14 protein-coding genes and 2 riboswitches are annotated in these 14,468 nt (G+C 71.8%); of the genes, 7 read left to right on the top strand and 7 right to left on the bottom strand.

Annotated features, from left to right (window positions below; translation table 11 throughout):
• Window positions 1–24 precede the first annotated feature (24 nt).
• From OO57_RS12050 to OO57_RS12030, 5 genes are all read right to left on the bottom strand, one after another.
• Window positions 25–390 carry a GntR family transcriptional regulator gene (locus OO57_RS12050; RefSeq protein WP_033252377.1) on the bottom strand — a complete coding sequence of 122 codons (366 nt, stop codon included), beginning with the start codon at window positions 388–390 and terminating at the stop codon, window positions 25–27.
• Between the two features lie 105 nt (window positions 391–495).
• Window positions 496–2,157: a cytochrome b gene (locus tag OO57_RS12045; RefSeq protein ID WP_033252376.1), complete on the bottom strand. Its 1,662-nt coding sequence runs from the start codon at window positions 2,155–2,157 to the stop codon at window positions 496–498.
• Window positions 2,154–3,209 carry a ubiquinol-cytochrome c reductase iron-sulfur subunit gene (locus OO57_RS12040; protein WP_234337316.1) on the bottom strand — a complete coding sequence of 352 codons (1,056 nt, stop codon included), beginning with the start codon at window positions 3,207–3,209 and terminating at the stop codon, window positions 2,154–2,156. The genes OO57_RS12045 and OO57_RS12040 overlap by 4 nt, the downstream gene beginning before the upstream one ends.
• 8 nt (window positions 3,210–3,217) lie before the next feature.
• The gene (locus tag OO57_RS12035; RefSeq protein ID WP_033252374.1) at window positions 3,218–4,039 is read right to left on the bottom strand and encodes a c-type cytochrome; all 822 of its coding nucleotides are present in this window, start codon (window positions 4,037–4,039) and stop codon (window positions 3,218–3,220) included.
• 91 nt (window positions 4,040–4,130) lie between these two features.
• Window positions 4,131–4,751: a cytochrome c oxidase subunit 3 gene (locus tag OO57_RS12030; RefSeq protein ID WP_030460978.1), complete on the bottom strand. Its 621-nt coding sequence runs from the start codon at window positions 4,749–4,751 to the stop codon at window positions 4,131–4,133.
• 304 nt (window positions 4,752–5,055) lie between these two features.
• On the opposite strand from OO57_RS12030, the gene OO57_RS12025 reads away from it, so the two are divergent.
• From OO57_RS12025 to OO57_RS12015, 3 genes are all read left to right on the top strand, one after another.
• Window positions 5,056–5,481, top strand: coding sequence for a hypothetical protein (locus tag OO57_RS12025; protein ID WP_033252373.1), 426 nt, complete (start codon window positions 5,056–5,058; stop codon window positions 5,479–5,481).
• Window positions 5,482–5,601: 120 nt separating this feature from the next.
• On the top strand, window positions 5,602–6,675 hold the full coding sequence (trpD, locus tag OO57_RS12020) for an anthranilate phosphoribosyltransferase (RefSeq protein WP_106973964.1): 1,074 nt from the start codon (window positions 5,602–5,604) through the stop codon (window positions 6,673–6,675).
• Window positions 6,676–6,908: 233 nt separating this feature from the next.
• Window positions 6,909–7,026, top strand: a riboswitch (SAM riboswitch).
• A gap of 48 nt (window positions 7,027–7,074) precedes the next feature.
• Window positions 7,075–8,439 carry an aminotransferase class V-fold PLP-dependent enzyme gene (locus OO57_RS12015; protein WP_033252372.1) on the top strand — a complete coding sequence of 455 codons (1,365 nt, stop codon included), beginning with the start codon at window positions 7,075–7,077 and terminating at the stop codon, window positions 8,437–8,439.
• Window positions 8,440–8,442: 3 nt separating this feature from the next.
• On the opposite strand, the gene OO57_RS12010 is transcribed toward OO57_RS12015, so the two are convergent.
• Window positions 8,443–8,724, bottom strand: coding sequence for an Lrp/AsnC family transcriptional regulator (locus tag OO57_RS12010; RefSeq protein ID WP_033252371.1), 282 nt, complete (start codon window positions 8,722–8,724; stop codon window positions 8,443–8,445).
• Window positions 8,721–9,524, bottom strand: coding sequence for a rhomboid family intramembrane serine protease (locus OO57_RS12005; RefSeq protein WP_081973626.1), 804 nt, complete (start codon window positions 9,522–9,524; stop codon window positions 8,721–8,723). The genes OO57_RS12010 and OO57_RS12005 overlap by 4 nt, the downstream gene beginning before the upstream one ends.
• Before the next feature lie 151 nt (window positions 9,525–9,675).
• On the opposite strand from OO57_RS12005, the gene OO57_RS12000 reads away from it, so the two are divergent.
• The 4 genes from OO57_RS12000 (at window position 9,676) to OO57_RS11985 (ending at window position 14,364) form a co-directional block, all read left to right on the top strand.
• Complete coding sequence (locus OO57_RS12000; protein WP_033252369.1) at window positions 9,676–9,942, top strand: hypothetical protein; 267 nt, start codon at window positions 9,676–9,678, stop codon at window positions 9,940–9,942.
• A gap of 180 nt (window positions 9,943–10,122) precedes the next feature.
• Window positions 10,123–11,526, top strand: coding sequence for an NYN domain-containing protein (locus OO57_RS11995; protein ID WP_033252368.1), 1,404 nt, complete (start codon window positions 10,123–10,125; stop codon window positions 11,524–11,526).
• Window positions 11,527–11,712: 186 nt separating this feature from the next.
• Window positions 11,713–12,750 carry a C40 family peptidase gene (locus OO57_RS11990; RefSeq protein WP_033252367.1) on the top strand — a complete coding sequence of 346 codons (1,038 nt, stop codon included), beginning with the start codon at window positions 11,713–11,715 and terminating at the stop codon, window positions 12,748–12,750.
• 379 nt (window positions 12,751–13,129) lie between these two features.
• Window positions 13,130–13,283, top strand: a riboswitch (cyclic di-AMP (ydaO/yuaA leader).
• Between the two features lie 10 nt (window positions 13,284–13,293).
• Window positions 13,294–14,364 (top strand): C40 family peptidase, encoded by a 1,071-nt coding sequence (locus tag OO57_RS11985; protein ID WP_033252366.1) that lies wholly within the window; start codon window positions 13,294–13,296, stop codon window positions 14,362–14,364.
• Window positions 14,365–14,468: the final 104 nt, after the last annotated feature.

Raw genomic sequence — 14,468 nt, 5'->3', positions numbered from 1 at the left:
GGGTTTCTGCCGTCCGGCGGGTCGTCAGCGGTAGGCCACGCCGAGGGCGGTGGCGACGGCGGCGAGGGCCTCGTCGTGGGTGAGGCCGAGGCGGGCGGCGCGGGCCGCGTACTCGGCGGCGGCGGCCGCCGCCTGGCGGTGGGCGGTGTCGCCGGTCGGGGCGACGGTGGTCCCGGCCCGGCCGTGGGTCTCGACCACGCCGTCGGCCTCCAGCTCGCGGTAGGCGCGGGCCACCGTGTTCGCGGCCAGGCCGAGCTGCTCGGCGAGGGCGCGGACGGTGGGGAGCTTCAGGCCGACCGGGAGCTCGCCGGCGCGGGCAAGGGCCGCGATCTGCGCGCGGACCTGCTCGTAGGGCGGGACGGGGGACTGGGCGTCGATCACCAGGTGCACCCGGTCAACATAACAGGGTGCCGCGGCGGTGCCCCCGGTATGCCAGAACCCCCCACCGGCCGGGGCCGGTGGAGGGTTCTGACGTGGCGTGACAGCTACGCGGGATCAGTGGTGGCCGTGGCCGCTGGTGATCTCGTGGTACTCCTCGGTGGTGGGCTTGGCGATCTGGTTGCCCTCGCCGTAGAAGCCCTCGGAGAGCTTCACCCGGGTCTTGGCGATCACGCCGGCCTTGCGGGCCACACCGTTCTCGTCCGTCTCGGCGGGCAGCTCCAGCGGCTGGGGCTGCTCGTGGGCGGTGAGGGTGTGCAGGTCCTTCTGCGCCAGCGGGGTGTGGACCTCGATGAACTCACCGTGCGGCAGGCGCTTGATGATGCCGGACTCGCGCCCGTGCAGCACCTTGTCCTTGTCGCGGCGCTGCAGGCCGAGGCACCAGCGCTTGGTGACGATGAAGGTGAGGACCGGCACCACGAAGAAGCCGACGCGGACCGCGTAGGTGATCGTGTTGATCGACATGTGCAGGTGGGTGGCGAACAGGTCGTTGCCACCGCCGACCAGCAGGACCAGGTACAGCGCGATCCAGGCCGCGCCGAACGCGGTGCGGACCGGGGCGTTGCGCGGGCGGTCCAGGATGTGGTGCTCGCGCTTGTCGCCGGTGACCCAGGACTCGATGAACGGCCACACCGCGATCGCGACCAGGACCAGCGGGAAGATCATCAGCGGGATGAACACGCCCAGGTTCAGCGTGTGGCCGCCCCAGACGGAGACCTCCCAGCCCGGCATGAAGCGGATCAGGCCCTCGGCGAAGCCCATGTACCAGTCGGGCTGGGCGTCGGTCGACACCTGGTCCGGACGGTACGGGCCGTACGCCCACACCGGGTTGATCGTGGCGACCGCGGACATCACCGCGATGATGCCGAAGACCAGGAAGAAGAAGCCACCGGCCTTCGCCATGTAGACCGGCATCAGCGGCATGCCGACGACGTTCTTCTCGGTCTTGCCCGGGCCCGCCCACTGGGTGTGCTTGTGGTAGAAGACCAGGATCAGGTGCGCCACCAGCAGGCCCAGCATGATGCCCGGGATGAGCAGCACGTGGATGGTGAAGAAGCGCGGGATGATGTCCGTGCCCGGGAACTGGCCGCCGAACAGGAACATCTGGATGTAGGTGCCGACCAGCGGCACCGCGAGGATCGCGCCCTCCATGAAGCGGATGCCGGTGCCCGACAGCAGGTCGTCCGGCAGCGAGTAGCCGAAGAAGCCGTCGAAGAAGCCCAGGCAGAGCAGCAGGAAGCCGAACAGCCAGTTGATCTCGCGCGGCTTGCGGAACGCGCCGGTGAAGAAGACGCGCATCATGTGGACGAACATCGCGGCCACGAAGACCAGCGCGGCCCAGTGGTGGATCTGGCGGATCAGCAGACCGCCGCGGACCTCGAAGCTGATGTTCACCGTGGAGGCGTACGCCTCCGACATCCGGATGCCGTTCAGCGGCAGGTAGGTGCCGTGGTAGACGGTCTCCGCCATGCTCGGCTTGAAGAACAGCGTCAGGTACACACCCGTGAGGATGATGATGATGAAGCTGTAGAGGCAGATCTCACCGAGCATGAAGGACCAGTGGTCCGGGAAGATCTTGCGCAGGTTGGCCTTGGCCAGGGAGTAGATCCCCAGCCGGCCGTCGACCCAGTCGGCGGTCGCCTCGGCCTTGTTGGCGGGCTTGGCGCGGGTGCTGGCCGGCTTGGAGGCACTGTTCTTGGTGCCGCTTGCGGAACTCATCGCGGACGCTCCCAGTAGCTCGGGCCGACGGGCTCGTCGAAGTCGCCGGTGGCGACCAGGAAGCCCTCCTCATCGGTGGTGATCTTCAGCTGCGGCAGCGGGTGGCCGGCCGGGCCGAAGATGACGCGAGCGCCGTCCGCCAGGTCGAAGGTCGACTGGTGGCAGGGGCAGAGCGCGTGGTGGGTCTGCTGCTCGTACAGCGAGATCGGGCAGCCGACGTGGGTGCAGATCTTCGAGTAGGCGAGGATGCCCTCGAAGCCCTTGTCCCGGGACTCGGAGTCCTTGATGTTCTCCGGGGCGATCCGGATGAGCATCAGGGCGTCCTTGGCGATCTGCTGCTGGAAGTCCTCGGCCGACTCCTCGAGGCCCTCGGGCTTCGCGAAGGTCAGCGAGCCCTGGATGATGTCCTCGGGCTTCATGGCCGTGTCGGTGTTCATGTTGACCAGGCGGATCGGCTGGCTCGGCTTCGCCTTGTCCCAGCCGGTGTGCGCCAGCTTCTGCTCCGGCAGCGGGCCGAGGTCGCGCAGCAGCACCACGCCGGACAGCGGCACCAGGGCCATCGAGCCGATCAGGGTGTTGCGGATCATCTTGCGGCGGCCGAAGCCGGACTCCGCGGCACCGGTCTTGAACTGCTCGATGACGTCGTTGCGGACGTCGTCGTCGGCCTCGATCGGGTGGCGCTCGGCCGGCAGCTCGTGGTCCGACATCAGGGTGCGGGCCCAGTGGACCGCGCCGGCGCCGATGCAGAACAGCGCGACGCCGAGGGTCATGCCCAGGGCGAAGTTGAGCGCGCTGACCTTGCCCAGCGGGAAGATGTAGACCAGCTTGTCGGCGTCGATCGACGCGTAGGACGCGATGAAGCCGATCGTCGCCAGCATCGAGACCACGAACAGCAGCGACACCTGGCGCTCGGCCCGCTTGGCGGCCCGCTCGTCGATGTCGGTCCGACGCGGTTCGTGGGCCGGCAGGCCCGGGTCGGCGAAGGGGTCGTCGTGGGAGACGACGTCCGTGCCGTGGGAGGCGCCGTGCGCCTCCGGCAGGTTCTCTGACATGTCGTGGCTCATGACTTCTTGGCCTTGGTGGTGTGGGCGGCGACCCAGATCGCGATGGCGATCAGCGTGCCGAGACCGAAGATCCAGCCGAACAGGCCCTCGGTCACCGGACCGAGGCTGCCCAGGGCGAGACCACCCGGGTTGGGCTCGTCGTTCGTGTGGCGGACGAACGCCACGATCTCGCGCTTCTGCTCCTCCGGCATGGTGGTGTCGGGGAAGGACGGCATGTTCTGCGGGCCGGTCTGCATGGCCTCGTAGATGTGCTTCGCGTCCACGCCCTCCAGGGACGGCGCGTACTTGCCGTTGGTCAGCGCGCCGCCCTTGCCGGCGAAGTTGTGGCACTGGGCGCAGTTGGTGCGGAACAGCTCGCCGCCCTTGGCGACCTGCTCGGCGTTGGTCTTCGCGTCCGTGGACGGCTCGTACTGCTCGGTGGTGGGAGCCACCGGGCCGGGGCCGAGCGAGGCCACGAAGGCGGCCAGCTGGTCGATCTCGGTCTGGGAGTAGATGACCTTCTTGCGCGGGACCTGGGCGCCCGGCTGCTGGGCCGGCATGCGACCGGTGCCGACCTGGAAGTCGACCGCGGCCGAGCCGACGCCGACCAGCGACGGGCCGTCGGAGGTGCCCTGGCCGTTCAGGCCGTGGCAGGAGGAGCAGCCGACGGCGAAGAGCTTCTTGCCCTCGTCGATGGCGAGCGACTGCGCCGAGCTGTCGGCCTGCGCCTTCTCGGCGGGCGCGAAAGCGGCGTACAGCCCCCCGGTGGCCGCCAGGGCGAGAAGTAGGACGACGACCGCCGCCAGTGGGTGGCGCCGTCGTGCGGAGAGCTTTTTCACGGAATAACCCCGGTGTCAGGATCTGGTCGGCAGCAGCCTGCCCCTGACGCCCAGGCGTCGAGGTGACGCCGGGTCAGGGGCGGGGCGGCTGTTACTTGATCAGGTAGATGGTCGCGAACAGGCCGATCCACACGACGTCGACGAAGTGCCAGTAGTACGACACCACGATCGCCGCGGTGGCCTGCTCGTGCGTGAAGCGCCGCGCCGCGTAGGTCCGACCGAGGACCAGCAGGAAGGCGATCAGACCACCCGTCACGTGGAGTCCGTGGAAGCCGGTGGTCAGGTAGAACACCGTGCCGTACGGGTCGGAGGACAGCGACAGGCCGTCCTTCTTGACCAGCTCGGTGTACTCGAAGATCTGGCCGCCGATGAAGATGGCGCCCATCACGAAGGTGATCGTGAACCACGAGCGCAGCTTCTTCACGTCACCGCGCTCGGCGGCGAACACGCCGAGCTGGCAGGTGAGCGAGGAGAGCACCAGGATCGTGGTGTTGACCGAGGAGAACGGCACGTTGAGGGCATGGGCCTTCTCGTGCCAGAACTCGGCGCCCTTGACCGAGCGGAGGGTGAAGTACATCGCGAACAGGGCCGCGAAGAACATCAGCTCCGAGCTCAGCCAGACAATGGTTCCGACGCTGACCAGGTTCGGCCTGTTGACCGCTCCGTGCGCGTGTCCGGTTTCTGTTGCTGTTGCTGTCGCCACGACGGACATTATGTCGGTCCCTTATTCCGTCTTCACGCCGGGGGGTCTCCCTCGGAGTGTCCGGTGCGTGAGGTATGCCCGCCTCGCGCACCGCCCGTTTTCTGACGGTTGTTCGGACGGGTGAGCGCGCTGGGCCGCCGGGGTGAGTCCAGGGCGCGGCGGCTTGAGCGAGATCGCGTCGGGGTCTCCGCAGGACGGGCCCGCGGGAGTAGCATCCGTCCAAGGACGTGGCCCGGGTCACACTGGGCCGTTCGGTCGGGGCCGCCCGGCGTGGGCACACATATAAGAGGACGAGCACCAGGAAGCAGGGGCCATGGCGCAGCACTCCGACGAGACGCTCACCGTTCTCGTCTACAGCGACGACCGCAACACCCGTGAGCAGGTGACCCTCGCCCTCGGCAGGCGGCCCGCCGCGGACGTCCCCGCCCTCGACTACCTGGAGTGCGCCACCGCGCCCGCGGTGCTGCGCGCCCTGGAGAAGGGCGGGATCGACCTGTGCGTGCTGGACGGCGAGGCCGCCCCCGTCGGCGGGCTCGGGCTGACCCGGCAGCTGAAGGACGAGATCTACGGCTGCCCGCCGGTCCTGGTCGTGATCGGCCGCCCGCAGGACTCCTGGCTCGCCGCCTGGAGCCGGGCCGACGCCGCCATCTCGCACCCCGTCGACCCGGTCGCGCTCGCCGACGCCGCGACCGCGCTGCTGCGGGCCCGGCTGGCCCGGCGGGCGCCCGCGGGGCGCTGACCGTCCCACCGCCGCGTCTCAACTGGAGAGAAGGGGACGGCAACCCCGGGCGGCCGTCCCCGCTCGCTCGATAGGCTGACGTCCATTCCTCTGGGACGTAGACGAGAGCTGGAGTCGGCCATGGTGAACGCGCACTCTGCGAACGGCGGTAGCGACCCCGCGCAGGTGGTCCGCACCTGGCCGGACCTGCTGAGCTCGCTGCTGCAGGGCAACGACCTCGCCCAGGCGGACACCGCCTGGGCGATGGACCGGATCATGAGCGGCGAGGCCAGCCCCGTCCAGGTCGCCGGGTTCCTGGTCGCCATGCGCGGCAAGGGCGAGACCGTCGAGGAGATCGCCGGCCTGGTCGAGACGATGTACGCGCACGCCCTGCCGCTGGACATCCCCGGCCCGGCGGTCGACATCGTCGGCACCGGCGGCGACCGGGCCAAGACCGTCAACATCTCCACCATGTCTGCGGTGGTCGCCGCCGCGGCCGGGGCGAAGGTCGTCAAGCACGGCAACCGGGCCTCCTCCTCGGCCTCCGGCTCCTCGGACGTGCTCGGCCGGCTCGGGGTCAACCTGGAGCTCTCCGCGGAACGGGTCGCGGCGGTGGCCGAGGAGGTCGGCCTGACCTTCTGCTTCGCCGCGAAGTTCCACCCCGCGATGCGCCACACCGCCCAGGCGCGCGCCGAGCTGGCCGTCCCCACGGTCTTCAACATCCTCGGCCCGCTCACCAACCCGGCCAAGGTCACCTCGCACGCCATCGGCTGCTTCGACACCCGCCTCGCCGGGCTGATCGCCGGCGTCCTGGCCCGGCGCGGCGCGCAGGGCCTGGTCTTCCGCGGCGACGACGGGCTCGACGAGCTGACCGTCACCACCACCTCGCACGTGTGGGTCATCCGCGACGGCGAGGTCACCGAGACCCGGTTCGACCCGCGCGAGGTCGGCATCGACCTGGTCGGCATCGAGGCGCTGCGCGGCGCCGACCCCGAGTACAACGCGGAGGTCGCCCGCCGGGTGCTGGGCGGTGAGCGCGGGCCGGTGCGGGACGCCGTCCTGCTCAACAGCGCGGCCGCGCTGGTCGCGCTGGAGCTGACGGACGCGCCGCTCACCGGGCAGATCGCGGCCGCGATGGTGCGGACGGCGGCGGCGATCGACTCCGGCGCGGCGGGGGAGCTGCTGAAGCGCTGGGCGGAGACCACGCAAGCCTGAGGGCACGTCAGGGGCCCGGGGAACGGCGGGCTCGGGGCTGCTGGCGGTGCACTGCCGGTGCGTGCGGTGGCTTCGGGTTCCGTTAGTACGGCCCGAAGCAGCACGGACGCATCGGTGGGCTCCGGCCGCCAGCAGCTCGGACTCGCCGTTCCCCGAGCCCCTGACGGGGCTGGGCGCTCTCGGCATGTGGACGGGTGTTGGGACGGGGCGGGGTTCGTGTAGTGTCTTCGCCAGGTCATGAGTGACAGCGCGAAGCCCCAGCTCGCTGTCCGGCAACCCTCCGTCCGTGGCGGGGTGCCCTGGGTGAGGACCGGGCTGCGTGGCGACAAGTCCGCGTGGCAAGCGCGGACTTCCGGGTGTACTGCCTCCGGGGTCCTGACCCCGTGGAGGAGTGCACCCATGTCCGTGAACACCGAGATCTGCGAGCCGCTGGCGGTGCTGGGCGGGGACGTCGAGGTTCCGCTGGCGTCCGGCGAGAAGGTCGGGTACGCGGCGCTGGACTACGCGGCGAGCGCCCCGGCGCTGAAGCGGGTGTGGGACGACGTCGCGGCGTACGCGCCGTACTACGGGTCGGTGCACCGCGGGGCCGGGTACCTGTCGCAGCTGTCGACCGACCTGTTCGAGCAGAGCCGGCGGACCGTCGCCGAGTTCCTGGACCTGCGGGACGGCGACCAGGTGGTGTTCACCCGGGCGACCACCGACTCGCTGAACCTGCTGGCGGGGGCGCTCCCGGCCGGGACCGAGGTGTTCGCGTTCGAGACCGAGCACCACGCCTCGCTGCTGCCGTGGCGCCGCGAGGGCCTGACGGTCAGCTACCTGCGGGCGCCGCGTTCGCACGCGGAGGCGGTGTCGGCGCTGGAGGAGGCGCTGCTGGGCGCGGCCGAGGGCCCGAAGCTGTTCTGCGTGACCGGCGCGTCGAACGTGACCGGCGAGCTGTGGCCGGTCAAGGAGCTGACCGCGGTCGCGCACCGCCACGGCGCCCGGGTGGTGCTGGACGCGGCCCAGCTGGCGCCGCACCACCGGGTCTCGGTGCGGGAGTTGGGCGTCGACTGGGTGGCCTTCTCCGGTCACAAGCTGTACGCGCCGTTCGGCGCGGGCGTGCTGGCGGGCCGCTCGGACTGGCTGGACGCGGCGGAGCCGTACCTGGCCGGCGGCGGGGCGAGCCGGACGGTGGCCCGCGAGCTGGACGGCTCGGTGGCGGTGGAGTGGCACAGCGGCCCGGCGCGGCACGAGGCCGGTTCGCCGAACGTGATCGGCGCCTACGCGATCGCCTCGGCCTGCCGGGCGTTGGACGAGGCGGGCTTCGAGGCGCTGGAGGCCCGGGAGCGGGCGCTGGTGGCGAAGCTGACCGAGGGCCTGGCGGCGATCCCCGAGGTGCGGGTGCTGAGCCTGTTCGGCGAGGGTTCCGACCGGGTCGGCGTGGTGTCCTTCGTGGTGCGCGGCTGGAACAGCTCGCACTTCTCGGCCGCGCTGTCCGCCGAGTACGGCATCGGCGTCCGGGACGGGCTGTTCTGCGCGCACCCGCTGGTGCGGACCCTGCTCGGCGGCGAGGAGGCCGCTCCCAGCCAGTGCGGGGCGCCGGAGCCGTCGCTGCCGGGGGAGCGCAGCCTGAACGCGATCCGGGTCAGCTTCGGCGCCGGGACCCCGGTCGAGCACCTGGACCGGTTCCTGACCGCGGTGGGCGAGCTGGTCAGCGACGGCGCGAAGTGGACCTACCGCAACGAGGGCGGCCGCTGCGTCGTCGACACCCAGCAGCAGCGCTGAGGCTCAGCCGTCCAGGCCGAGCGAGAACGCGGCCTCCAGGTCGTGCTGGGAGTAGGTGCGGAAGGCGATGTGGGTCTCGGTGTCGGTGACGCCCGGGACCTTGTTCAGGCGGCCGGGGATCACCTCGGCCAGGTCCTCGTGGCTCCGGACCCGGACCATCGCGACCAGGTCGTAGGTGCCGGTGACGGAGTAGACCTCGCTGACGCCCTCGATGGCGGCGATCGCCTCGGCGATCTCGGGGATCCGGTCGACGTCGGTGCTGATGAGGACGATCGCGGTGATCACTGGGCAACTCCCGTTCGAGAAGGTGCGCCCAGGGTATCGCCCGCCGGACGGGCGGCCCACGCGAACAACCAGCCCGTCACGAAGCCGATCACGTGCACCAGGTAGGCCACCCCGTCGCCCCCGGAGGTGACCGACCAGAACTGCAGGACGAACCACAGGCCGAGCACCAGCCAGGCCGGGAAGCGCAGCGGCAGGAACAGCAGCAGCGGCACCAGCGCGGTCACCCGGGCCCTCGGGTGCAGCCGCAGGAACGCGCCCAGCACCCCGGCGATCGCACCGGACGCGCCGACCAGCGCCCGCACCGCGTCCGGGGTGCCCGCCTCGGCCAGCGCGTAGCCGTACGTGGCCAGGCAGCCGATCGCCAGGTAGCCGACCAGGAAGCGGACCCGGCCCAGCCGGGCCTCCACGGCGGGGCCGAAGACGAACAGGAACAGCAGGTTGCCGATCAGGTGCAGCCAGCCCGCGTGGACGAACAGCGCGGTCAGCACCGAGAGTTCGGGGATCTTGCCGGGAGTGGCCGGAAGCACGCAGCCGGGCGCCGCTGGGGGGAGCGCCGACAGCTGGGCGGCCGTCAGGGGGCGGCCGCCCAGCAGCTCGGTCGGGACGGCGCCCCAGCGGTGCTCGTAGCGCTGCTCGGCGCAGGCGCGGGCGTCGCCGCTGCCGTACAGCGGGTTCAGGCCGGCCGGGCCGGTCAGCATGACCAGTGCGGCCAGGGCGATCAGCAGGTACGTGGCGACCGGGGTGCCGGCGGCCCGCTCGGCCGCCGGCGAACCGGCCCGGGCGGGGGCGGAGAGCACCATGCCGGTCAGCATTCCTCGGGGGCGCACCCGCGACACCGGGCGCTGCTCCGGCCGGGTGAGCGTCCGGGCTGTGGACCGGTGATCCGGCCGTCCACCGACAGGCAATAGGCTGGAGGCCCGGAACCGGGACCAGCCGAGAGGGACCACACTGATGAGCATTGCCGCGCCGACCGCCGAGACCCGCTGGCGCTGCACCCTGTGCGGCAACCTGACCCGGTTCGACGTCACCCGTTCGTCCCGGGTGACCGACTTCCTGCACTTCGACCTCTCCGGCGAGTCCAAGGTCGAGGAGACCCAGGTGCTGTCCGAGACCATCGAGTCGGTGCGCTGCCGCTGGTGCAACGCCGTCGACCAGGTCGAGCTGGTGGCCCGTCCGGGCGCCGAGGAGCCCGCGGAGGGCGACGCCCCGCAGGGCTGAGGCAGCACCCGACCGCCCCGCGTCCCCGTCCGGCCCGGACGGGGACGCGGGGCGGACTCGTCGGCGGGGTGCTGTCGGTGCGGCACGGTAGACGGGACAATTGCAGCAGCGGCGGACCCAGCGCCCCGCCCGGCACCCGCCGGGAGGGCCCCGCCCGGACCAGGATCGGAGCCGAGGACAGTGGCGGAGGCAGCGAACGCGCCCGCGGGCACGGACGGGACCGCGCCCGCCCCGGCCCCCGACGCGCAGGACGGCCCGGAGGCGCAGGACGGCCCGGAGGCGACCGGCCGCCCCCTGCCCGAGGGCGTGCGCCGCCGGGTGGTCGGCATCGCCTCGGACGCGCTCGGCGGCATCGCGCCGGGCGAGCTGCCCGCCTCGCTGCGCCCGTACGCCAAGTTCACCCCCGCCCGGCGGGCCAAGTACGCGGGGACCGCGCTGGCCGCCGCGCTGGAGTCCGACCCGGCGTTCCGGGTCCGGATAGCCGAGCGGCTGCGGCTGGGCCAGCCCGACCTGGTGCAGGCGCTGGAGGCGGGCACCGTTCCGGCCGCCGCCGACCCGATGGACGTCGCGGCCGCCGCCTACCTGGTGCGCCCGTCCGGCTGGGCCCGGCTGGTGGAGGAGGCCGGGGAGGAGGCCGAGCGGGTCGACGCCGAGGGCGCCGCCGCCGAGGCCGCCCGGCTGGCCGGGAAGCTCCAGGAGGAGCTGGCGGAGGCCCGGGCCGCGGCCCGCGGCGAGCTGGAGCGGCACCGGGCCGAGGTCGAGGGCGTCCGCCGGGAGGCGGAGTCGCTGCGCAAGAAGGTCCGCTCGCTGGAGGCGGACACCCGCCGGGCGCAGGCGGAGAGCCGCCGCCTGCTCGGGGAGCTGGAGGCGGCCCGGGCCACCGCGGCCGCCGAGCGCAGCGCCGCCGAGGGCGAGGCCCGGCGGCTGCGGCACCGGGTCGCCGAGCTGGAGGCCACGGTGGAGAGCGGGCGGCGCACCGCCCGCGAGGGCCGCAGCGTGGAGGACATGCGGCTGCGCCTGCTGCTGGACACCGTGCTGCAGTCGGCCCAGGGCCTGCAGCGGGAGCTGGCGCTGCCGGTGACGGCGCTGCGCCCGGCCGACCTGGTGGAGGCGGTGGAGCCCGCTTCGGCCTCGCCGCACGACGTGGCCCGGCGCGGCCTGGCCGAGGACGACCCGGCGCTGCTGGACCAGCTGCTGGCCCTCCCGCAGGTCCACCTGGTGGTGGACGGCTACAACGTCACCAAGACCGGCTACCCCCAACTGCCGCTGGAGCAGCAGCGGATGAGGCTGCTGGGCGGCCTGGCGATGCTGGCCCAGCGGACCCAGGCCGAGGTGACCTGCGTGTTCGACGGCCAGGACCTGGACGTCCCGGTGATCATGGCGCCGCCGCGCGGGGTGCGGGTGCGGTTCAGCCGCACCGGGGAGACCGCGGACGAGCTGATCCGCCGACTGGTGCGGGCCGAGCCGCAGGGGCGGCCGGTGGTGGTGGTCTCCGCGGACCGGGAGGTCGCGGACGGGGTGCGCAAGGCCGGTGCCCGGCCGGTGGCCTCGGTGCTGCTGCTGAACCGGCTGGCGCGCAGCTGAGGTGCGGTCAGGGGGGCGGACGGGCGACCGGCGTGTGACGGTCCGGTGAAGGGCGTCGTGCGGGGTGGACCGGAAGCCCCCCGGGAGTGGACGCGGGGGTGGGGACTTCACTAGGGTCTGGCGTCAAACCTATATTCCGGACTATCACTCGTTGGGGTGAGTCCAGCAGGAAGAAGGAGCACCCCCTTGGCCTCCCACCGCCGTCCCAAGCAGCCGAGCCGTGCGCGGATCTCCGTGTTCACCGCCGCCGCCGCGACCGCGGTCGCCCTGACGGCCCAGGCCAGCGCGCACGCCGCCCCGGCCCAGCCGAACAAGGACGAGGTCAAGGCGCAGGTCGACAAGCTGCTGGAGGAGCAGGAGCAGGCGGCCGAGAAGTACAACGGCGCCAAGGAGCGGGCCGACCAGCTGCGCAAGCAGGCCGCCGACCTCCAGGACCAGGTGGCCCGCGGCCAGGAGCAGCTGACCGAGCTGGCCTCCGGGCTCTCGGTGGTGGCCGCCGACCAGTACCGGCAGGGCGGCGTCGACCCGTCGATGCAGCTGATGCTCTCCTCCGACCCGGACCAGTACCTCACCAAGGCGTCCTCCTTCGACCAGGCCGCCACCACCCAGGCCGACACGCTGAAGTCGCTCAAGGACCAGCAGCGCCGCCTGGACCAGCAGAAGCAGGAGGCCGCGCAGGTCCTCAGCGAGCTGGACAGCCAGACCCAGGCGCTCAACGACGCCAAGAACGACGTGAACAGCAAGCTCGCCGAGGCGCAGAAGCTGCTCTCCAAGCTGAACGCCGCGGACCGGGCCGCGATCCTGCGGGGCAGCGGCGGCAGCGCCTCGCGCAGCGCCTCCCGGGTCGACCCGGCCACCCTGCCGAAGGCCAGCGGCTACGCGGCGACCGCGGTGGCGGCGGCGCTCGGCAAGCAGGGCTCGCCGTACGTCTGGGGCGCCACCGGGTCGAGCACCTTCGACTGCTCGGGCCTGATGGTGTGGGCGTACAAGCAGGCGGGCGTCTCGCTGCCGCGCACCTCGCAGTCGCAGGGCAGCTACGGCGTGAACGTGGGCACCGACTGGCACAACGCGCAGCCGGGCGACCTGGTCGTCTACTACAGCGACCGGCACCACGTCGGCATGTACATCGGCAACGGCCTGGTGGTGCACGCGCCGCGCACCGGTGACGTGGTGAAGACGATGAAGGTCGACACCCTGCCGATCTCCACCATCCGCCGGGTCTGACCGGGCCGGTCTGACGGTCCGACGAATCGGACAAACGCCCCACGGGGCGACAACTGACGCATCGTGACACGCCCGGACGGGTCGAGATCCCCCTGTGATCTGTGACACGTCCGGGCGAGGCGTTTCTCGACCACATGGTGAGAATTACTACGCTCCGCGTAATGAAGTGATCACTTTCGGTCAGATTCTCCGCGGTATTTGATCCAGAATCAGATTTTTTTCCGACAAGGATTTGAACGGATCACGGATCGGTTACTAGGGTCGTGCCTCGACCACCGCAGAGTCGATCGCCCAAGGGGGGCGGCGGCGGGGGTCGCCGCCGAGTCCGTGACGCAGCGGGCAGACCGTCACCACCGGGTCTGCTGACGGGGATACCCCTGCGGGGGTGCTGTCGAACGGAGCCGGGGAACCACGTTCCCCCGGGGTGAATCGGCGCCAGGTCGACCGCCGCGCGCGGTCGGTGAGGCGCCGTAGGGCATCTCTTCCAGCCCGAACCCGTCAGCTCACCCGGTAGGCGGTGTGAGGAAGAAGGAGTCCGCCTTCGTGGCGTCCCATCGCCGTCCCAAGCCCGTCGGCCGTGCCCGGGTCTCGATTCTCACTGCCACCGCCGCCGCTGCCGTGGCGCTGTCCGCCCAGAGCGGCGCGCACGCCGACCCCGCGCCGACCAAGGACCAGGTCAAGCAGCAGGTCGACCAGCTCAACGAAGAGGCGGAGGTCAAGACGGAGGCGCTCAACGCCTCGGTCGAGAAGCAGCAGGACCTGCAGAAGCAGGTCGGCCAGCTCCAGGACCAGCTCGCCCGGCAGCAGGAGCAGGTGACCACCGCCCAGGAGGGCCTGGCCGGCATCGCCGCCGAGCAGTACCGCACCGGGAGCATGCCGCAGACCATGCAGCTGATGCTCTCCAGCAGCCCGGACGCCTTCCTCGGCCAGGCCGGCACCATGAACGCGGTCGGCTCCACCCAGGCCGACCTGCTGAAGACCTTCAAGGGCGAGCAGGCCAAGCTCGACGCCCAGCGCAAGGAGGCGGAGTCCAAGCTCGCCGAGCTGGACGCCACCACCAAGTCCCTGCAGGCGGACAAGGAGGAGGTCAAGGCGAAGCTGGCCAAGGCCCAGGACCTGCTCAACACGCTGACCCAGCAGGAGCGCGAGCAGCTCGCCGCGGCCGAGGCCAAGGCCGCCGCGGACGCCAAGGCGAAGGCCGACGGCGCGCAGCGGGCCTCCCGCGACACCGTCCGGGTGGAGCTGAACGCCCCGGCGTCCTCCAGCTTCTCGGGCAACGCGGTCGGCGCGGCGGCCTCCAAGCTGGGCAGCTGGTACTCGTACGGCGCGGCCGGTCCGAGCACCTTCGACTGCTCCGGCCTGATGCAGTGGGCCTACAAGCAGGCCGGGGTCTCCATCCCGCGCACCTCGCAGGCGCAGGCCGGGGCGGGCACCAGCCTGGGCACCAACATCGCCAACGCCCGCCCGGGCGACCTGATCATCTACTACGGCGACCAGCACCACGTCGGCATGTACGTCGGCAACGGGCAGATCATCCACGCCCCGCACACCGGCGCGCAGGTCCGCTACGAGTCGGCGACGGCCATGCCGATCAACCGGATCGTCCGGATCTGACGGCCCGTCCGAGCCTTCGGCCCGGTGCCCCCTCGGGGGTGCCGGGCCGTTCTCGTTCGGGCGTCCGATTCGCGGTCAAATATTCGTGACTGTCGGGGTTTGGA

Origin of the sequence: Kitasatospora phosalacinea, from assembly GCF_000717185.1 — a bacterium.
Taxonomy (GTDB): domain Bacteria; phylum Actinomycetota; class Actinomycetes; order Streptomycetales; family Streptomycetaceae; genus Kitasatospora; species Kitasatospora phosalacinea_A.
The sequence above is the reverse complement of the archived record's forward strand: the minus strand, read 5'-3'. Positions and strand labels throughout refer to the sequence as shown.

What these genes read in the sequence shown, in the direction of transcription:
- OO57_RS12045 (WP_033252376.1), bottom strand. Translation starts at nt 2,157, where the DNA reads ATGAGTTCCGCAAGCGGCACCAAGAACAGTGCCTCCAAGCCGGCCAGC.
- OO57_RS12040 (WP_234337316.1), bottom strand. Translation starts at nt 3,209, where the DNA reads ATGTCAGAGAACCTGCCGGAGGCGCACGGCGCCTCCCACGGCACGGAC.
- OO57_RS12030 (WP_030460978.1), bottom strand. Translation starts at nt 4,751, where the DNA reads ATGTCCGTCGTGGCGACAGCAACAGCAACAGAAACCGGACACGCGCAC.
- OO57_RS12025 (WP_033252373.1), top strand. Translation starts at nt 5,056, where the DNA reads ATGGCGCAGCACTCCGACGAGACGCTCACCGTTCTCGTCTACAGCGAC.
- trpD (WP_106973964.1), top strand. Translation starts at nt 5,602, where the DNA reads ATGGTGAACGCGCACTCTGCGAACGGCGGTAGCGACCCCGCGCAGGTG.
- OO57_RS12015 (WP_033252372.1), top strand. Translation starts at nt 7,075, where the DNA reads ATGTCCGTGAACACCGAGATCTGCGAGCCGCTGGCGGTGCTGGGCGGG.
- OO57_RS12005 (WP_081973626.1), bottom strand. Translation starts at nt 9,524, where the DNA reads ATGGTGCTCTCCGCCCCCGCCCGGGCCGGTTCGCCGGCGGCCGAGCGG.
- OO57_RS12000 (WP_033252369.1), top strand. Translation starts at nt 9,676, where the DNA reads ATGAGCATTGCCGCGCCGACCGCCGAGACCCGCTGGCGCTGCACCCTG.